Origin of the sequence: Streptomyces silvae (genome assembly GCF_016745505.1) — a bacterium.
Lineage (GTDB): Bacteria > Actinomycetota > Actinomycetes > Streptomycetales > Streptomycetaceae > Streptomyces > Streptomyces silvae.
Genome location: NZ_JAERUC010000178.1, coordinates 1 through 19,140 on the forward strand (window position 1 = coordinate 1; position 19,140 = coordinate 19,140).

General features: G+C 70.6%; 18 protein-coding genes. 9 read left to right on the forward strand and 9 right to left on the reverse strand.

Annotated features, from left to right (window positions below; all coding sequences use genetic code 11):
- On the forward strand, positions 1 to 605 hold a 605-nt coding region (locus JKV81_RS28390; protein WP_202078466.1), incomplete at its 5' end, for a chitosanase.
- A 78-nt stretch (positions 606 to 683) separates the two neighbouring features.
- On the opposite strand, the gene JKV81_RS28395 is transcribed toward JKV81_RS28390, so the two are convergent.
- From JKV81_RS28395 to JKV81_RS28435, 9 genes are all read right to left on the reverse strand, one after another.
- Positions 684 to 2,156 (reverse strand): nucleobase:cation symporter-2 family protein, encoded by a 1,473-nt coding sequence (locus tag JKV81_RS28395; RefSeq protein WP_202078469.1) that lies wholly within the window; start codon positions 2,154 to 2,156, stop codon positions 684 to 686.
- A gap of 225 nt (positions 2,157 to 2,381) precedes the next feature.
- Positions 2,382 to 3,770, reverse strand: coding sequence for an 8-oxoguanine deaminase (locus JKV81_RS28400; protein WP_202078471.1), 1,389 nt, complete (start codon positions 3,768 to 3,770; stop codon positions 2,382 to 2,384).
- A gap of 45 nt (positions 3,771 to 3,815) precedes the next feature.
- On the reverse strand, positions 3,816 to 5,216 hold the full coding sequence (locus tag JKV81_RS28405) for a nucleobase:cation symporter-2 family protein (RefSeq protein ID WP_202078473.1): 1,401 nt from the start codon (positions 5,214 to 5,216) through the stop codon (positions 3,816 to 3,818).
- Positions 5,217 to 5,280: 64 nt separating this feature from the next.
- A complete protein-coding gene (pucL, locus tag JKV81_RS28410) occupies positions 5,281 to 6,204 on the reverse strand; it encodes a factor-independent urate hydroxylase (protein ID WP_129266261.1) in 924 nt (307 codons plus the stop codon).
- Between the two features lie 6 nt (positions 6,205 to 6,210).
- Positions 6,211 to 6,603 carry a hydroxyisourate hydrolase gene (gene uraH, locus JKV81_RS28415; RefSeq protein ID WP_099175053.1) on the reverse strand — a complete coding sequence of 131 codons (393 nt, stop codon included), beginning with the start codon at positions 6,601 to 6,603 and terminating at the stop codon, positions 6,211 to 6,213.
- A 40-nt stretch (positions 6,604 to 6,643) separates the two neighbouring features.
- Complete coding sequence (uraD, locus tag JKV81_RS28420; RefSeq protein ID WP_099175052.1) at positions 6,644 to 7,150, reverse strand: 2-oxo-4-hydroxy-4-carboxy-5-ureidoimidazoline decarboxylase; 507 nt, start codon at positions 7,148 to 7,150, stop codon at positions 6,644 to 6,646.
- 153 nt (positions 7,151 to 7,303) lie between these two features.
- On the reverse strand, positions 7,304 to 7,681 hold the full coding sequence (locus JKV81_RS28425; RefSeq protein WP_129266260.1) for a helix-turn-helix domain-containing protein: 378 nt from the start codon (positions 7,679 to 7,681) through the stop codon (positions 7,304 to 7,306).
- Positions 7,678 to 7,929, reverse strand: a complete 252-nt coding sequence (locus tag JKV81_RS28430; RefSeq protein ID WP_099175050.1) for a YkoF family thiamine-binding protein — start codon at positions 7,927 to 7,929, stop codon at positions 7,678 to 7,680. Before JKV81_RS28430 ends, JKV81_RS28425 begins: the two co-directional genes overlap by 4 nt.
- Before the next feature lie 115 nt (positions 7,930 to 8,044).
- The gene (locus JKV81_RS28435; protein ID WP_099175049.1) at positions 8,045 to 8,887 is read right to left on the reverse strand and encodes a GntR family transcriptional regulator; all 843 of its coding nucleotides are present in this window, start codon (positions 8,885 to 8,887) and stop codon (positions 8,045 to 8,047) included.
- A 250-nt stretch (positions 8,888 to 9,137) separates the two neighbouring features.
- On the opposite strand from JKV81_RS28435, the gene JKV81_RS28440 reads away from it, so the two are divergent.
- The 8 genes from JKV81_RS28440 to JKV81_RS28475 all read left to right on the forward strand — a co-directional run bounded on the left by JKV81_RS28440 (position 9,138) and on the right by JKV81_RS28475 (position 18,930).
- Positions 9,138 to 10,403, forward strand: a complete 1,266-nt coding sequence (locus JKV81_RS28440; protein WP_202078475.1) for an extracellular solute-binding protein — start codon at positions 9,138 to 9,140, stop codon at positions 10,401 to 10,403.
- A 41-nt stretch (positions 10,404 to 10,444) separates the two neighbouring features.
- Positions 10,445 to 11,413 (forward strand): carbohydrate ABC transporter permease, encoded by a 969-nt coding sequence (locus JKV81_RS28445; RefSeq protein WP_129266258.1) that lies wholly within the window; start codon positions 10,445 to 10,447, stop codon positions 11,411 to 11,413.
- A complete protein-coding gene (locus JKV81_RS28450) occupies positions 11,410 to 12,249 on the forward strand; it encodes a carbohydrate ABC transporter permease (RefSeq protein ID WP_129266257.1) in 840 nt (279 codons plus the stop codon). Before JKV81_RS28445 ends, JKV81_RS28450 begins: the two co-directional genes overlap by 4 nt.
- Before the next feature lie 53 nt (positions 12,250 to 12,302).
- Positions 12,303 to 13,865 carry a beta-N-acetylhexosaminidase gene (locus tag JKV81_RS28455; RefSeq protein WP_202078477.1) on the forward strand — a complete coding sequence of 521 codons (1,563 nt, stop codon included), beginning with the start codon at positions 12,303 to 12,305 and terminating at the stop codon, positions 13,863 to 13,865.
- 49 nt (positions 13,866 to 13,914) lie between these two features.
- Positions 13,915 to 15,354, forward strand: a complete 1,440-nt coding sequence (locus JKV81_RS28460) for a cellulose binding domain-containing protein (protein ID WP_202078481.1) — start codon at positions 13,915 to 13,917, stop codon at positions 15,352 to 15,354.
- 157 nt (positions 15,355 to 15,511) lie between these two features.
- A complete protein-coding gene (locus JKV81_RS28465; protein WP_129266255.1) occupies positions 15,512 to 16,351 on the forward strand; it encodes a TIM barrel protein in 840 nt (279 codons plus the stop codon).
- Between the two features lie 44 nt (positions 16,352 to 16,395).
- Positions 16,396 to 17,289 carry a 2-hydroxy-3-oxopropionate reductase gene (locus tag JKV81_RS28470; protein WP_202078479.1) on the forward strand — a complete coding sequence of 298 codons (894 nt, stop codon included), beginning with the start codon at positions 16,396 to 16,398 and terminating at the stop codon, positions 17,287 to 17,289.
- Positions 17,290 to 17,472: 183 nt separating this feature from the next.
- Entirely contained in the window at positions 17,473 to 18,930 is a 1,458-nt protein-coding gene (locus JKV81_RS28475) for a catalase (protein ID WP_129266253.1), read from the forward strand.
- Positions 18,931 to 19,140: the final 210 nt, after the last annotated feature.

Below are 19,140 nucleotides of genomic sequence, written 5' to 3' on the forward strand. Positions count from 1 at the left end.
ACATCGGCGACGGCCGCGGCTACACCGCCGGCATCATCGGGTTCTGCTCCGGCACCGGGGACATGCTCGCCCTGGTGGAGCTGTACGCCGAGCGGAAGCCCGGCAACGTCCTCGCCCCGTACCTGCCCGCCCTGCGCGCGGTGGACGGGACCGACTCGCACGAGGGACTGGACCCCGGCTTCACCGGCGACTGGGCCGAGGCCGCGTCGGACCCCGTGTTCCAGCAGGCCCAGAACGACGAGCGCGACCGGGTGTACTTCGATCCGGCCGTGCGCCAGGGCAAGGCCGACGGCCTCGGCACGCTCGGCCAGTTCGCGTACTACGACGCCATCGTGATGCACGGCGGCGGCAGCGACAGCTCGAGCTTCGGGTCGATCAGGGAGCGGGCCCTCGCCCAGGCGAGCCCGCCGTCGCAGGGCGGCGACGAGGTGGCCTACCTCGACGCGTTCCTGGACGCGCGGGTCTGGGCCATGGAGCAGGAGGAGGCCCACTCCGACACCAGCCGGGTGGACACCGCCCAGCGGGTGTTCCTGCGGGACGGCAATCTGAACCTGGACCCGCCGCTGGACTGGCAGGTCTACGGGCAGAGCTTCCACATCGGCTGACACCCGGCCCGTGCCGTGCGCCCGGTGCGCGTACGTGTCCCCTCGGCGGGTTCCCGGACGCGCACCGGTGACGGTGGGTCAGTGGGCGACGGGCAGGGCCATCGGGTCCTTCGGCTGCTCGCTCTCCGCGGCTCCCGGCTCGTGGTCCGCGTCCCCGTCCGCCGGCCGGCCCCAGTGGTTGAAGGCCAGGTTCAGCACGATCGCCACCACGCACCCGGTGGAGATGCCCGAGTCCAGGACGACGAGCAGGTCCTTCGGGAACGCGTGGTAGAAGTCCGGCGCGGCGATCGGGATGAGGCCGACGCCGACGGCCGCCGCGACGATCAGGGCGTTCTCGCCCTTCTCCAGGGCGGCGGTGGCCAGCGTCTGGATGCCGCTCGCGGCGACCGATCCGAAGAGCACGATGCCGGCGCCGCCGAGGACGGGCAGCGGCACGAGGGCGATGACGGACGCGGCCACGGGGACCAGCCCCAGCAGCACCAGGATGACTCCGCCCGCGGCGACGACGAACCGGCTGCGGACCTTGGTCATGGCGACCAGACCGATGTTCTGGGCGAACGCACTGCACATGAAGCCGTTGAAGAGCGGGCTGACGGCACTGCCCAGGGTGTCGGCGCGCAGTCCGCCCTCGATGGTGCGCTCGTCCGCCGGCCGGCCGACGATCTTGCCGAGGGCCAGCATGTCGGCGGTGGACTCGGTCATGCAGACCAGCATCACGATGCACATCGAGATGATGGCGGCGATCTCGAACTGCGGTGCGCCGAAGTGGAACGGAGTCGGGAAGCCGACCACGTCAGCGTCGCCCAGGGCCCCGAAGTCGGTGATGCCGGCCGGGATCGCGATGAGCGTCCCGACGACCAGGCCGAGCAGGATCGCGATCTGCTGGAGGAAGCCCCGCAGCAGTTTGCGCAGGGCCAGCACGATCACGAGGGTGACGGCGGCCATCGTGATGTTGGTCATCGAGCCGTAGTCGGGGGCGGCCGCGTTGCCGCCCTGCGACCAGTTGAAGGCGACCGGGAGCAGCGAGACCCCGATCAGGGTGATGACGGTGCCGGTGACGACGGGCGGGAAGAACCGCACCAGTTTGCAGAAGTACGGGGCGAGGACGAAGCCGAGGAGGCCGGCGACGATGATCGCGCCGAAGATGACGGCGATGCCGTCGTGCCCCCGGTCCTTGCCTATCGCGATCATCGGGGTGACCCCGGCGAACGAGACGCCGTTGACGAACGGCAGCCTGGCGCCTATGCGCCAGAAGCCGAGGGTCTGGAGCAGGGTGGCTATCCCCGCGGTGAAGAGGCTCGCCCCCATGAGGAAGGCGGTCTCCTTGGCGCTGAGGCCCACGGCGGGCCCCACGATCATGGGCGGGGCCACCACGCCCGCGTACATCGCGGCCACGTGCTGGAGGCCGCTGGTGAACATCCTGAGGGGCGGAAGCGTCTCGTCGACCGGGTGTTTCCGGTCCGGTGGTGCCCCCTCCCCCGCGCTCGGTGCGTCTGCTTCGACTGCTTCTGCTTCGACTGCGTTCTTACGAAACCTGGGCGTAGCTGCCACGGCTTCCTCCGGTCGGGTACACGTCGGGCGACGTGGGTGTCAGGGAGGTGGTGCTGAGTGGTGCGTTGGTGCAGGTCGTGCAGCTGGTGCGGGCAGCTTGGAGCTCACCTGTGCGGATGCGCGTACGACCGTACGCGCATCCGCACAGGCTGCCGTGGACACGGGGTCCACGGCGGCCGGCCGAGGGCCGTCCCCCTCGGCCGGCCTGTCAGGGGGTACGGAGCATCAGGCTCCTGCGGCGATCTGTGCCAGCCGCCTGGCCTCGTCGCGGGTCGCGCGGGCGATGGCGTCCTCGTCCACCGTGGTCAGGTGGTTGTCCTCGACGACGGTCCTGCCGTTGACGAGCGAGAGGGTGACGGGGGCCGCCGCGCCGAAGACCAGGGCGGTCACCGGGTCGGCGATGGAGGCGTGGGCCAGGGTGTCCAGCTTCCACAGCACCAGGTCGGCGAGCTTGCCCGGTTCCAGGGAGCCGATCTGGTCCGCGCGGCCCAGCACCTGGGCGCCGCCGTACGTCCCGAGGCGCAGCGCCTGACGTGCGTTCAGGGCCTTCTCGCGGTGTGCGCCGAGGCGGTTGACGAGGAGGGCGTTGCGCAGCTCGGTGTGGAGTTCGCCGGACTCGTTGGAGGCGGTGCCGTCGACGCCGAGCCCGACCGGGACGCCCGCGGCGAGCATGTCGGGGACCCGGGCGATGCCCGCGGCGAGGCGGGCGTTGGAGGACGGGCAGTGGGCGACCCCCGTGCCGGTGCGGGCGAAGGCGGCGATGTCGGAGTCGTTCATGTGGACGCAGTGCGCCATCCACACGTCGTCGCCGAGCCAGCCGGTCGACTCGAAGTAGTCCGTCGGTCCCATCCCGAACAGCTCCTTGCAGAACTGCTCCTCCTCGACGGTCTCCGAGCCGTGGGTGTGCAGCCGTACGCCGCGCCGGCGGGCCAACTCTGCTCCCTGGCGCATCAGTTCGGTGGAGACGGAGAACGGTGAGCAGGGCGCCACGGCGATCTGGGTCATCGCGCCGAACGAGGTGTCGTGGTGCTCGTCGATCGCGGCCTCGGTGGCGGCGAGCGCCCCGTCGAGGGTCTCCACGGCGAAGTCCGGCGGCAGCCCGCCGTCCTTCTCGCTGCGGTCCATGGAGCCACGGGCGAGGGTGAAGCGTACGCCCATGTCACGGGCCGCGCCGATGATCGCGCCGGTCAGGTCGCCGGAGCCGCGGGGGTAGACGTAGTGGTGGTCCATCGCGGTGGTGACGCCGCCGCGGGCCATCATCGCGAGCGATCCCTGGGCGGCCGCGCGGGCCATCGGCTCGTCGATGCGCGCCCACGTCGGGTACAGCGCGACCAGCCAGTCGAAGAGGTTGTGGTCGGTCGCCAGGCCCCGGGTGATCCACTGGTAGAAGTGGTGGTGGGTGTTGACGAGGCCGGGCGTGACCAGGTGACCGGTGCCGTCCACGCGGCGCACGACGTTGGTGAGGCCTTCCGGGGCCTTGCCGGCGCCGACGGATTCGATGCGGTTGTCCGCCACGACGACGTGCCCGGAGGCGTATTCGGTGTCGTGGGCGTCGACGGTGGCGATCGAACAGTTCTCGATGACGATGCGCTGCGGGTCTGCCGATGCTGCCATGGCGCTTCCTTCTTCTTTCCGGGGAGGTGTGGGCACGGCAGGACCCTAGGAGGATTTGAGTGCCACAGCGTGACGGCTGTGGGTGCCGAGATGGTGGAAGAACAGATTGAGCAGGACCGCCACGAGCGCTCCCGCACTGATCCCGGAGCCGAGCACGGTCTGTGCCCAGGACGGGAATCCGGCGTAGAAGGCGGGTGCGGCGAGCGGGATGATGCCCGCGCCGAGTGCCACCGCCACCAGGATGATGTTGGAGCTGTCGTCGAGGCCCGCCTCGGACAGGGTCCGGATGCCGCTCACCGCGATCGAGCCGAACAGGACGATGCCGGCGCCGCCGAGGACGGGCATCGGGACGAGCGAGACGACCGCGCCCAGGACGGGGAAGGCGCCCAGGACGATCAGGGCGCCGCCCGCGGCGGCGACCACGTACCGGCTGCGTACCCGCGTCAGGGAGACGACGCCGACGTTCTGCGCGAAGGCGCTGGTCGGGAAGCCCCCGAAGACCGGGCCGAGGAGGGTGGCGACGCCGTCGGTGCGCAGGCCGCGGGTGAGGGTGGGGCCGTCGGTGCGCCGGTCGCAGATCTCGCCGAGGGCCAGCATGCCCGCGGACGACTCGGTCATCAGGACGAGCATCACGATGCACAGGGAGAGGATCGCGGCGGGCTGGAACTCGGGCGGCCCGAAGGCGAAGGGCGTGGGCAGCGCGGCGACGGGTGCCGAGCCGAGGGCGGAGAAGTCGGCGAGCCCGAACGGGACGGCGGCCAGGGTGCCGACGACCATGCCCGCGAGCAGGGCGGTCTGCTTGACGAAGCCGCGTCCGAAGCGCTGGATGAGCAGGATGACGACGAGGGTGAAGGCGGCCAGGGCCAGGTACTTCATGGCGCCGAAGTCCTCGGCGCCGGCGTCGCCGCCCTGGGCCCAGCCGACCGGCACGGGCATCAGGGTGACGCCGATGAGGGTGATGACGACCCCGGTGACGAGCGGCGGGAAGAAGCGCAGCAGCCGCCCGAAGAAGGGGCCGACGGCCAGGCAGAAGACTCCGGCGACGAGCACCGCCCCGTAGATCGCGGGGAGTTGGTGGCCGGGGGCGCTGGTCTCGGCGATGGCGAGCATCGGCGCGATCCCGGCGGAGGACGCCGCGTTGACGAACGGCAGCCGGTTCCCGGCGAAGCGTCCGGCGCCCAGGGTCTGGAGGAGGGTGGCGAGTCCGGCGATCAGGAGGCTCGCCGCGATCAGCCGGGTCATGCCGGCCGCGTCGAGGCCGACGGCCTGCCCGATGATGAGCGGAGGGGTGACGACGCCCGCGTACATGGCGGCGATGTGCTGGAGCGCGGCGGGGACGAGCCGCGAGGGCGGAAGCTTTTCGTCCACCGGGTGAACTGCCTTTCCGGCAGCGGCCGGTGGCGGTGTACATGGGCCTTTCGCCGGCCCCGTTGCAGGCTGTGCCATGGGATTTCCCTCCGGGATGACCGGCCCCCGTCCCGCTGGGGGCGGGGGCCGGTTCAGCACCGCGTCAGAGGTTGGTCATGTCGACCGGGATCTTCGGCTCGACGCCGTCCCGGAGCACCGTGGCCTCGATGAGGCCGTACGGACGGTCGGCCGCGAAGTACACCTCGTTGTCGTTCTTGAGCCCGAACGGCTCCAGATCGACGAGGAAGTGGTGGTTGTTCGGCAGCGAGAACCGGATCTCGTCGATCTCGCTGCGGTTGTTGATGATGCGCGAACCCATCTGGTAGAGGGTCTGCTGGAGGGAGAGGGAGTACGTCTCCGCGAAGGCCTGGAGCATGTGCTTGCGCGTCTGCTCGTAGGACTTCTCCCAGTTCGGCATGCGCTCGTCGTCGCTGGTCCAGTTGTAGCGCCACCGGGCGGAGACGTCGGTCGCCAGGATGCGGTCGTACGCCTCCTTCAGCGTCGTGTACTTGTCCTTGACGTAGCCCCAGAACTCCGAGTTGGTGGAGTTCATGACGGTGAGGTCCTTGAGGCCGGAGATGACCTCCCACTTCTCGCCGTCGAAGGTGATCTGGGTGGTGCGCGTCTCCTGGCCCTTGCGGACGAAGGAGTGCTTGACCTCGTCGGCGCCGATGAACTTCGAGTTGCCGTCGGAGGTCGCGATGCGCTCCCAGGCGTACTCCTCGATCCGGATCCGGGCCACCTGGATCGGCTCCTGCGAGGTCACGAAGTGCCGGGCGAGGTGGATGCCGAACTGCTCGGCGGACTCGATGCCGTGTTCCTTGGCGAAGGCGAACACCGTGTTCTTGGTGGTGTCGGTCGGCAGGACGTTGGCGTTGGATCCGGAGTAGTGGACGTCGTCCATGTCGCCGGAGAGGGCGACCGAGACGTTGAGGTCCTTGATGTGGTGGGTGTCGCCGTCCCGCGTGATCCTGACGACGCGGTTCTCTGCTTTGCCGTACTGGTTCTGGCCGAGAATCGTGGGCATTGTCTGCTAGCTCCCTCGGTAAACGGAGTAGCCGAACGGGTTGAGCAGCAGCGGTACGTGATAGTGCTCGCCCGGGGTGACGGCGAAGGCGATCGCCACTTCCGGGAAGAACGCGCCGCTGTCCCTTACGCGGGGGGCGTCCTGCTGCGCCTCGGCTTGCTTCTTCGCGGTGAAGTACGACTCGGTGTCGAAGACGAGCCGTACATGGGTGGTTCCTTCCGGCAGGGCCGGCAGGTCTTTGCAGCGCCCGTCGGCGTCGGTCGCGGATCCGCCGAGCGCCACGTACTGCGCGTCGCCGCCGCTGCGGGCGGCCAGGGAGACGGTGACGGCTTCGGCGGGACGGCCGATGCTGGTGTCCAGGATGTGGGTGGACACCGATGCGGTGGTGTCGGTGCTCAAGACCGTCACGCTCCTTGTTCTCTTCGGGTGGTACGAGGTCTCAGGAGTCCTCTACGAGGCGGGTCAGCCGGATGCGGTTGATCTTGCCCAGCTCGGTGCGGACGATCTCGCGTTCCTGCTCGGGCGAGTTGCCGATCCGCGCCTTCACCGCGTCGCGCATCTGTTCACCGGTGGCTCCGGTGGCGCAGATCAGGAAGACATGTCCGAACCGTTCCTGGTAGGCCAGGTTGAGTTCGAGCATCTCCGCCTTGAGCTCCTCGGACGCACCCGCCATCCCCCGCTGCTCACGGGCGGAGGCCGGGTCCCCCGGCTTGGGGCGGCCGATCGGCGGGTGGCCGGCCATGGCCTCGGCCAGGTCCTCCGGGGAGAGCTCCGCCATGGCGGCGTCGCTCGCGGAGAACAGGGCTTCCGGGCCGGCGTACGGCCGGTGGGTGAGGATGAAGCTTCCCCACGCCGCACTGGCGCACACCTCGTGCAGCGCGGCGGTGGCCTCTCCGGCCGCCAGGGTGTTGAACCGGGCGAGGCCCGGTGTGGAGCTCGTAGTCACGGGAGCCTCCGTGGCTTTTTCGCTGTGCGTTGTCGGGCTGCGGATAGCTAACGCCCTCCACAACACCACGTCAACAGTTTGTTGAAATTCCACGAACAGATGATGCCGCCGCCCGGGTTCCCGGACGACGGCATTGCACCGCATTACGTCGCGCTACTCGCCCTTGGCCGGGTTGTCCCGGTTCAGATAGTTGTAGACGGTGAAGCGGCTGACGCCGAGCGCGCCCGCCACGGTCTCCACCCCATGGCGCACGGAGAAGGCACCGCGTGCCTCCAGCGTGCGTACGACGCCCTGCTTGGCCTTACGGTCCAGCTCGGCCAGCGGCATCCCGTGCCGCCGTTCCATCGCGGCCAGGATGTGGTCGAGCGATTCGGAGAGCTGCGGCAGCCGTACGGCTATGACGTCGGCCCCCTCCCAGGCGAGCACCACGTCCTCGGTGGTGGCCTGCTCGGGGGCGAGCAGTTCGGCCCCCATCGCGTCGACGAGCGGCTTCACCGCGGTGACCAGCGGGTGGTCGGCCGGTTCGGTCACGGGGTGTCCTCCCCGATCACGTTGACCTGGAGGGAGACCCGGGTGGCGCCCGAGTCCAGGGCCTTGCGCAGCAGCGAGTCCACCGCGGTGAGGACCTCGTCCGCGCCCCCTTCGGCGGTGTTCCCGAACGGGCCCACGTCCACCGCGTCCAGGTCGGCGGTCTGGATGACCTCGCGGGCCACCACCGCGTGGGCGGGTGCCTCGTCGAGATCGAAGGGCTCGGTGGTGAATTCCACCCTCAAGCGCACGGTGCCTCCCTGATGTCCCGCCGCGTCCCTCGGCTCGCACGGCTCGTCCCGACCCTAAGGCACACGGGCCCGGCCCCGGAGGGCCCGAACGGGCCGTTCGGGACGCCCCGCGCCCTCACGGTCCGGCCTGGATGTCCCCCCGGGTGGACGACGCGATCGGGTCGCCGTGCGCGAAGTCCCCGGGCGGGATCCCCGGGTGGTGCCCGTCCCTGACCAGCGGGGCGGTGGCGGCGGCCGGACCGAGGGCGAGGCGGGAGACGATGCGGTAGCGGTCGCCCCGGTAGAGCGAGTGGACGTACTCCACGGGCCGCCCCGCGGTGTCCGAGGTCAGACGCTCGAAGAGCAGGGCGGGCGAGAGCTCGGGGACCTCCAGGAGCTGGGCCTCCGCCCGGGTGACGACGGTGGGCTCGATGGCCTGGACCGCCTCGCGGACATGCACCCCGTGGGTGTGGCGCAGATGCTCGTAGAGGTCGCCGTCCTCCAGCTCCTGCGCCGAGAGGCCGGGGACGAGCGCCGCCCTGATGTGCAGGTGCTCAATGGCCATCGGGGCACCGTCGACCAGGCGCAGCCGTGCGACGTACACGATCTCGTCGGCGGGTGACATCCGCAGCTTGCGGCCGACCCGGGCGCCGGCCTGGAGGGTGGTGAACTCCAGCAGCCTGCTCGACCAGGCGCCGGCCGCCTGCGGCACGCTCAGCGCGAGGTCGGCGGAGACCAGCTCCTGGGTGATCTTCTCCGGTGCCACGAACATCCCGCGCCCGTGCTCGCGGACGAGCAGCCCGGCGGCCACCAGCTCGTCGACGGCGGCCCGCAGGGTGGGGCGGGACACACCCAGCAGGGCGCAGAGGGACCGCTCGGACGGGATGGCGTCGCCGGGGCTGCGGCTCTCGATCAGCTCCAGGACCGCGTCGCGTGCCCGTTCCCGTTTGAGCACCGTCCCCGGTACGTCGGCTTTCATCCGTTCCCCTTCGCGCGTTCCGTTCCCTTTACCAGTTGAGCCACCGATGACCACTGGTCAGGAGCAGTCTAACCACTCCTCGCAGCAGGAACAGAGGGCCGACAGCGATCAGATGTCGCAAAACCCCTTTGTACACTAGGGGTTGACGACCCCATTGGTCTATGCCACCTTCATCCACCATCAAGAGGTGAGCTGTCCAGTGGGCTTCACTGGTCAGGTGGTCAGGTCTCTGCTCCCGTTGAGGTGAACCGTGAAGTACCGCTTGCTTGCCGGTGTGTCCGCGCTCGTGACGGCCGCCGCTCTCAGTGCCTGTGGTTCCGGTGGTGACGGCGCCGACGGGGCCGGGGGTGTGACGAAGATCGACGTCTGGCTGATGCGCGACAGCGTCTCGGCCGCGTTCCAGAAGGAGTTCACCGAGGGGTTCGAGGCCGCCCACCCCGACATCGACGTCAGGATCCAGATCCAGGAGTGGGACGGCATCGGCCAGAAGATCACCGCCGCCCTGGCGAGCAACGACGCCCCGGACGTCATCGAGGCGGGCAACACACAGGTGGCCCAGTTCGCCGAGAGCGGTGGGCTGCTGGACCTCAGCGACAAGAAGGACGAGCTGAACGGCGACGACTGGCTGAAGGGGCTGGCCGAGCCCGGTGCGTACGAGGGGAAGCAGTACGGCATTCCGTACTACGCGGCCAACCGGGTCGTGATCTACCGCAAGGACCTGTTCGAGAAGGCCGGGGTCGACGCCGCGCAGATCACCACCCGTGACGCGTGGATCGACGCCACCACGAAGCTGAACAAGGGCGGCACCCAGGGCATCTACCTGCCGGGCCAGCTCTGGTACGCGCTGGGCGGGTTCATCTGGGACGAGGGCGGCGACTTCGCCACCGAGTCGGGCGGCACCTGGAAGGGCGCGCTCGACACCCCCGAGGCGCAGCGCGGCATGGCCTTCTACGCGCGGCTCCAAGCGCTCGGGAAGGGCCCCAAGGACTCCGACGAGGACGACCCGCCGCAGGCGGAGGTGATGGCGCAGGGGCAGGTGGCGCAGGTGATCTCCACCCCCGGCGGCGCCAGCGTGGTCGTCGAGAACAATCCGGAGCTCAAGGGGAAGCTGGGCTTCTTCCCGATCCCCGGCAAGACGGCCGGCACTCCGGGTGCGGTGTTCACCGGCGGCTCGGACCTGGTCGTCCCCGCCGCGTCCGGTCATCCCGAGGCGGCGGTGACCTTCATCAAGGAGCTCACGGGCGACGCCTGGCAGAAGAAGCTCGCGGTGGCCATGAGCTATGTGCCCAACCGGACCACCCTCGCCCCGGCCGTGGCGGGCGACCCCGGCGCCTCGGCGATGGCCGTCGGCGCGGCCAACGGACACGCGACGCCGAACACCCCCGGCTGGGCCGCCGTGGAGGCCGAGAACCCGGTCAAGGACTACATGACCGCCGTCCTGACCGGCGGTGACGCCGCGCAGGAGGCGGCCAAGGCCTCCGAGGACATCACCCGGGCCATGAACGCCGGCTCCTGACCCCGCCGTCCGTTTCCCACCACCGAGAGAGGAGGCCCGCCGTGCCGGCTGTCCGTGAACGGCCCGCTCCACGCGTCCACCGTCCCCCGGAGGCGCCACCGGCGCGGCGGCCGGGGCGTCCCCCACGCGGTCTCTGGCCGTACGCCCTGATCGCGCCCGCCATCGGCGGGATGCTCTATCTGCTGGTCTACCCGCTGGTGCGGGCGGTGGTGATCTCCCTCCAGGACTTCCGGCTCCGCCAGCTGATCAGCGGGGACGCCGAGTTCGTGGGGCTGCGCAACTACCGCACGCTGCTGTCCGACCCGCGCTTCTGGGAGGTGACCGGCCGCACCTTCGTCTTCATGGCCGTCAACGTCGTCCTGATCATGGTGATCTCGACGCTGGTCGCGCTGATGACGGAGCGGCTGGGCCGCGTCGGCCGTACGGTCGTGCTCTGTTCGCTGGTGCTCGCCTGGGCCATGCCGGTGGTCGCGGCCACGACGGTCTTCCAGTGGCTGTTCCACTCGGAGTTCGGCATCGTCAACCAGCTGCTGACCGCGCTCGGCTTCGGTTCCTTCGACCGCTATCCGTGGTTCGCGAACGGCACGGCGTCCTTCACGATCCTGGTCCTGCTGATCGTCTGGCAGTCCGTGCCGTTCGCGGCGGTCACCCTCTACTCCGCGCTGACGACCGTCCCCGCCGAGCTGTACGAGTCGGCCCGCCTGGACGGCGCCTCCGGCTCCCGCATCTTCCGCTCGCTGACCTTCCCGGTCCTGCGGCCGATCTTCATGCTGGTCCTCTCCCTCGAGGTGATCTGGACCTTCAAGGCGTTCGTCCAGATCTGGGTGATGACCCGCGGCGGCCCCGGCGACGCCACCACCATCCTGCCCGTGTACGCGGTCCAGACGGCGCTCTCCAGCCAGCGTTACGACCTGGGCTCCGCCGCGTCGATGATCACCGTGGTCCTGATGTCCGGGGTGCTGGTCCTCTACTTCCGCCAGATGTTCCGACAGGAGGACGACCTGCGATGACCCTGCTGCGCCCCCGGATCCGGCGGATCCCGCTGAACGCCGCCGCCGTCGTGACCGTCGTGGTCTGTCTGTTCCCCGTGTACTGGATGGTCTCCACCGCCTTCAAGCCGTCCCGGGACATCCAGTCCGCCGAGCCCCGGCTGATCCCGTACACCTGGACGCTGGACCACTTCCGGCGGGCCGTGCAGGCCGACGGCTTCGAGCTGTTCTGGCGCAACAGCGTCCTGGTCACGCTGGGGGCCGTACTGCTCTCGCTCGCCGTGGCGCTCGGCGCGTCGTTCGCCGTGGCGCGCCTGCGGTGGAAGGGCCGGCGGCAGTTCATGCTGCTGGTCTTCATCGCCCAGATGGCGCCCTGGGAATCGCTGATCATCCCGATCTACATCATCTCGCGCGACACGGACATGCTCGACCGGCTGCCGACCCTGACCCTCGTCTACTTCATGATCACGCTGCCGTTCACGATCGTGGTGCTGCGAGGGTTCCTCGCGACCATCCCGCCCGAACTGGAGGAGGCCGCCCAGGTCGACGGCTGCACCCGGACCGGTGCCTTCGTGCGGGTCGCGCTGCCGCTGCTGGCCCCCGGCCTGATGGCGACCTCGCTCTTCGGATTCATCACCGCCTGGAACGAGTTCGCCTACGCCAACTTCCTGATCATCAAGCAGCAGGACAACCGCACCCTGCCGGTCTGGCTCTCCTCCTTCCAGAACACCTTCGGCACCGACTGGGGCGCGACCATGGCCGCCTCGACGCTCTTCGCCCTGCCCGCGCTCGTGATCTTCCTGCTGCTCCAGCGCCATGTGACCTCCGGTTTCGCGGCCGGCGCCGTCAAGGGCTGAGCCCGCCGGCGTACGCGCGAACCGTCCGAAACCCCCTGCCCCGGAGGCCCTCCGTGCCCGCACCACGCCCCGAGCTCTCCCTCCTCCCCCGGCCCGGCAAGGTCTCGCCGCGCCCGGGCCGCCTCGTCCTCGGCCAGGACACCTCCGTACGCGCCCTGCCGGGTGCGGAGGGCGCGGCGGACCTGCTGCGCACGCTCCTCGGGCCGACGACCGGTCTGCCCCTGCCGCCCTCGGCCGACGGCCGTGTCGTCCTGGCGCTCGACCCGCAGCTCGGCGGGCTGGGCGACGAGGGGTACGGCCTCACGGTCGGCCCGGAGGCGCTCCTGCTGCGTGCCGCCCGGCCGGACGGGCTGCTCAGAGGCGTCCAGACGATCCGTCAGCTGCTGCCTCCCGAGGCGCTGTCGGGCGGTGCGCGCGGTGTGTCCTGGGAGCTGCCGTGCGTCGAGATCAGCGACGTGCCCCGGTACTCCTGGCGCGGCGCGATGCTGGATGTCGCCCGGCACTTCCAGCCCGTCTCCTATCTGCGCCGGTACGTGGACCTGATGGCGCTGCACAAGCTCAACGTCCTGCATCTGCACCTCACGGACGACCAGGGCTGGCGGATGCCGGTCGACGCCTTCCCGCGGCTGACGTCGGTGGGCGGGCACCGGGCCCAGTCGCTGTCCGACGGGGTGCCGCACGCGGGGGCGTACACCCGGGCGGAGCTGCGGGACCTGGTCCGCCACGCGCGGGAACGGGGGGTGACCGTCGTGCCGGAGATCGAGATGCCCGGCCATGTGCGCGCGGCCCTGGCGGCCTATCCCCATCTGGGCAACCACCCGGAGCGGCAGCTGGACGTGTGGACCCGGTGGGGCGTCTGCGACACCGTGTTCGGCGTCCACGAGGAGGTCTTCGACTTCTGCCGGACCGTGCTGGAGGAGGTCATGGACGTCTTCCCCTCCCCGTACGTCCACATCGGCGGCGAGGAGTGCCCGACCGCCGAGTGGGAGGGCAGCCCCGCGGCCCGTGCGCGTGCGGCGGCGGAGGGGATGGACAGTCCCGGCGGGCTGCACGGCTGGTTCATGGGCCGGATCGGCTCGTTCCTCGTGGAGCACGGCCGCCGGCCGGCCGGCTGGGCCGAGACCGGGAGTGAACTGCCCCCCGAATTCACGGTGATGACCTGGCGCGACCCCGCGCACGCCCTCACCGCCGCGCGGCGCGGGCACCGGGTGGTGACCGCGCACCACCGCGCCACCTACCTGGACTACGCCCAGTCCACGGACCCGGCCGAGCCCCCCGCCCAGCGGGGCGACCCCGTCCCGCTGTACGCCGTCCACGCGAACGAGCCGGTGCCGCCGGGCTGGGAGCCCGACGAGGCCGTCCGTGTCCTGGGCACCCAGGCGCAGCTGTGGACCGAGTACGTGACGACGCCGGACCGGATCGAGTACCTCACCTATCCCCGGCTGTGCGCCCTGGCGGACCGTGCCTGGTCCGGCGGGCGCGGCGACTGGGCCGGTTTCGTCGGGCGGCTGCGTGACCACACCGCCCGGCTGGACGCCCTCGGCGTCCGCTACCGGCCTCTGACCACGCGGTCCCTGGCGACCGCCTCCGCAGGTACAGCGCGACCCCCTCGGTAACACGTCCCCCACCGTTCCGGAGAGGAACACCGCCATGAGCAACACCGTCATGAGGACATCCCGCAGGAGCCGTATCCGCGCGGCGTCGGCCGCCGCCGTCACCCTGGCCCTGGGCTGCACGGCCCTCGCCGCCCTGCCGTCGACCGCCGGTGCGGCGGCGGCCGGCGGGCTCGTCGTCCAGTACCGCACGAGCGCGTCGGGGGCGACGGCCGACCAGAGCGAGCCGTGGCTCAAGGTACGGAACACGGGGAGTGCGAGCGTGCAGCTCTCCGACGTCAAGCTGCGCTACTACGTCAAGGGCGAGTCCGCGTCGGCGGCGTACAGCTTCGCCTGCTCCTGGGCGGTGAAGGGCTGCGCGAACATCACGGGTACCTTCAAGCCGCTGGCGAACCCGACCGCCACCGCCGACCGCTATCTGGAGATCGGTTTCACCTCCGGGGCGGGTTCGCTGGCGCCGGGCGCGGACACCGGGGACATGCAGCTGCGCTTCCACCGCGCGGACTGGCAGACGCTCGGGCAGAGCGACGACTACTCCTTCGGGCCCGAGCGGGGCACGTACGGCGACTGGCCGAAGGTCACCGCGCAGCTGGGCTCCGTCACGGCCTGGGGCGAGGCCCCCGGGGGCGGGGACCCGACCGACCCGACCGACCCGACCGATCCCCCGACCGACCCGCCGGCCGACGGACCCACGCTCTTCGACGACTTCGACTACAGCGGCCACACGGACCCGAGGATCGCGGCGAACGGCTGGAGCGTCCGCTCCAACTCCGGTGGCCCCGGGGTGCCGGGTGCCGTATGGGCCCCGGAGAACGTCACCTTCAGCAGCCAGAGCGGCAACGCGGTGATGAACCTGGAGACCTCGACGGCGGGCACGGGCGCCTCGACAGTGCAGACGGAGATCCTGACGAAGTCCACGAAGTTCCGCAACGGCACCTACGCGGCCCGGGTGAAGTTCAGCGACGCCCCGAGGTCCGGGCCCGACGGGGACCACCTCGTGCAGACCTTCTTCACCATCAACGACCTCAAGGCGCCGATGGCGGACGACTACGCCGAGTACGACTTCGAGTACCTGCCCAACGGCGGCTGGGGCGAGCCGTCGAACATCCTCTACACCACCTCGTGGGAGACCTACCGGCCCGACCCGTGGGAGGCCGTCAACCAGCACAGCGAGGCCCGGCAGAGCTATGCCGGGTGGCACGACCTGGTGGTGACCATCGACGACTCCGCCATCACGTACTACATCGACGGACAGCTCTTCGGGACGCACGGGGCGCAGTACCTCCCGGAGCGGCCGATGTCGATCAACTTCAACCAGTGGCTGATCGACCTGGAGGGGCAGAGCAGCACCACTCCCCGCTCGTACGACCAGCAGGTGGACTACGTCCTGCACGTGAAGGACCAGGTCCTCTCCCCCGCGCAGGTGTCGGCGCTGGTGGCCGGGTACCGGGCGGCAGGCACGACGTTCGAGGACACGGTACCGGGGGCCTGACCACGCAGTTGTGAGCAGGAGCGGGGTGGAGGGCGCACGGGCCTCCACCCCGCTCCCGTGTGTCCGGAATTCGGGTTGCCCCTTGACAGCCTCGCCGGACTCCAGGCAATCTTCCGTTAAGCAGAAACTAACTTCCGCGATACGGAAGGAGCGCATGATGGGTTTCTCGGACCAGCGCTTCGATGTGAACCTCTCGATCCTCTTCACCGAACTCCCGCTCCTGGAGCGCCCCGCGGCGGCCGCCGCCGCGGGCTTCACGGCGGTCGAGCTCTGGTGGCCCTGGATCGAGACCCCCACCCCGGCGCAGGCCGAGCTCGACGCCCTGAAGAAGGCGCTCGACGACGCGGGCACCCAGCTGGTGGGGCTGAACTTCTACGCAGGCCGGCTCCCCGGCCCGGACCGCGGGGCCCTCTCGCTGCCCGGCGAGGAGTCCGACCGCTTCCGCGCCAACATCGACGTGGCGGCGGACTTCGCGGCCTCGGTCGGCTGCACGGCGCTCAACGCGCTGTACGGCAACCGCGTCGACGGCGTGGACCCCGCCGTCCAGGACGAACTCGCCCTGGAGAACCTGGTCCTGGCCGCCCGCGCGGCCCACCGGATCGGGGCGACCCTCCTGATCGAGACCCTCAACGCCACGGAGTCGCCGCTCTACCCCCTGGTCAGCGCACCGGCGGGCATCGAGGTCGTCGACCGGGTCAACGAGGCGACGGGCCTGGGGAACGCCACGTTCCTGCTGGACCTCTACCACCTGTCGATGAACGGCGAGGACCTCAGCCAGGTGATCAAGACGTACGCCGCGAAGACCGGCCACGTCCAGATCGCCGACAACCCGGGGCGCGGCGCGCCCGGCACCGGCTCGCTCCCGCTGGAGCGCCTCCTCGACGAGCTGACCGAGGCCGGTTACGCCGGCCGGATCGGCCTGGAGTACAAGCCCGGCGACCGCCCGAGCGCCGAGGCGTTCGACTGGCTCCCCGTCGAGGCCCGCCCCTCCCGCTGAGGCCGGCCCCTCCCCCGTACACACGCTCACCGGAAGGCACCCTCATGAGCAGCAACCTCCCCAAGGTCGCCTGGATCGGCCTCGGCATCATGGGCTCCCCCATGTCCGAGAACCTGATCAAGGCCGGATACCAGGTGACCGGATACACCCTGGAGCAGGACAAGATCGACCGGCTGGTCGCGGCGGGCGGCAAGGGTGCCGCCTCGATCGCGGAGGCCGTGCGCGACGCCGATGTCGTCATCACCATGGTGCCCGCGTCCCCGCAGGTCGAGGCCATCGCGTACGGTCCGGACGGCATCCTGGAGAACGCCCGGCAGGGCGCTCTGCTGATCGACATGTCCTCCATCACCCCGCAGACCTCCGTGGACCTCGCGGCGAGCGCGAAGGAGAAGGGCATCCGCGTGCTGGACGCCCCGGTCTCCGGCGGTGAGGCCGGGGCGATCGAGGCCGTCCTGTCCATCATGGTCGGCGGCGAGCAGAGCGACTTCGACGCCGCGAAGCCCCTGCTCGACGTCCTCGGGAAGACGATCGTGCTGTGCGGGCCGCACGGCTCCGGCCAGACGGTGAAGGCGGCGAACCAGCTGATCGTCGCGGTCAACATCCAGGCCTGCGCCGAGGCCGTCGTCTTCCTGGAGAAGTCCGGGGTCGACCTCGCCGCCGCGCTCGACGTGCTCAACGGCGGGCTCGCCGGCTCGACGGTCCTGACCCGCAAGAAGGACAACTTCCTCAAGCGGGACTTCGCCCCGGGCTTCCGGATCGACCTGCACCACAAGGACATGGGCATCGTCACGGACGCCGCCCGCAACGTCGGCGCGGCGCTGCCCGTCGGCGGGGTCGTGGCCCAGCTGGTCGCCTCCCTGCGCGCGCAGGGCGACGGCGGCCTCGACCACTCCGCGCTGCTGCGCTCGGTCGAGCGGCTCTCCGGCTCCCAGGTCTGACACACCGGCCCTTCCCCGGGCCCCCCGAACTCCGGGCCGCGGTGGCGCTGACACCTGTCCTGTCGCGCCCAGGCGCCGCCGCGGTCCGGAACCTCATCCTCCAATTTCAACAAACTGTTGACGCACCGATCGCGGCGAATCTACGCTCCTGAAGCCGTCAGCAGCCCCGTACGGAAGGCCTCCATGTCCCAGCGTGTGCTCACGACCGAGTCAGGCGCCCCGGTCGCCGACAACCAGAACTCCGCCACGGCCGGCGCCGGCGGGCCGATCCTCCTCCAGGACCAGCACCTGCTCGAGAAGCTCGCCCGCTTCAACCGTGAGCGCATCCCGGAGCGCGTCGTCCACGCCCGTGGCTCCGGCGCGTACGGCTACTTCGAGGTGACCGACGACGTCACCGGCTTCACCCGCGCCGACTTCCTCTCCGAGGTGGGCCGCCGCACCGAGACGTTCATCCGCTTCTCCACGGTCGCCGACTCGCTGGGCGGCGCGGACGCGGTCCGCGACCCGCGCGGCTTCGCCCTGAAGTTCTACACGAACGAGGGCAACTACGACCTGGTCGGCAACAACACGCCGGTGTTCTTCATCAAGGACCCGGTGAAGTTCCCCGACTTCATCCACTCCCAGAAGCGCGACCCCTTCACGGGCCGCCAGGAGCCGGACAACGTCTGGGACTTCTGGGCGAACTCCCCCGAGGCGACGCACCAGGTGACCTGGCTGATGGGCGACCGCGGGATCCCCGCCTCGTACCGTCACATGAACGGCTTCGGCTCGCACACGTACCAGTGGACGAACGCGGCGGGCGAGGCCTTCTTCGTCAAGTACCACTTCAAGACCAACCAGGGCGTGCGCTCGCTCTCCGCCGAGCAGGCCGCCGAGCAGGTCGGCAAGGACGCCAACTCGCACCAGACGGACCTGCTCCAGGCCATCGAGCGGGGCGTCAACCCGTCCTGGACGCTGTACGTGCAGGTCATGCCGGCGGCCGAGGCGGCGGACTACCGCTTCAACCCGTTCGACGTGACGAAGGTCTGGCCGCACGCCGACCACCCGCTCCAGCGCGTCGGCCGGCTGGTGCTGGACCGCAACCCGGACAACGTCTTCGCCGAGGTCGAGCAGGCCGCGTTCTCGCCGAACAACTTCGTGCCCGGCATCGGCCCGTCCCCGGACAAGATGCTCCAGGGCCGGCTGTTCGCGTACGCCGACGCGCAGCGCTACCGGCTGGGCATCAACCACACCCAGCTCCCGGTCAACGCGCCGAGGGCGGCCGTCGTCGACAACTACGGCCGCGACGGGCTGCACGCCACCCGGTACGGCTCGCGCCAGGACAAGAACTACGAGCCCAACTCGTACGCGGGCCCCGCCCAGACCGGCGCCGCCCTCGCCTCGCCGCTCGCGGTGCACGGTTGGACGGGTACGCACGAGGCGCCCCTGCACGCGAAGGACGACGACTTCTTCCAGGCGGGCGAGCTCTACCGGCTGATGTCGGCGGACGAGAAGGACCGCCTGGTCGCCAACATCGCCGGCGGCCTCTCGCAGGTCACCCGCGACGACGTGATCGAGAAGAACCTCGCCCACTTCCACGCCGCCGACGCCGACTACGGCAAGCGCGTGGAGGAGGCCGTCCGCGCCCTGCGCGAGGACTGAGCCTCCACCCAGGCCCTGCCCGTGCCGCGCACACCCGGATGAGGGGAAGCGCGCGGCACGGCCAGGACGGGACCGCGGCGGCGGACGACGCCAGTGCGGTGGCGAAGGGCCCGGCGGCCCGGTTCCGGACCTGAGGGAACCGGCCCCGGCAGTCCGCTCGCCGCCGCCGCGGTCGCTGTGGACGACAGGGGTGCGGTGCACGCGTGGGGC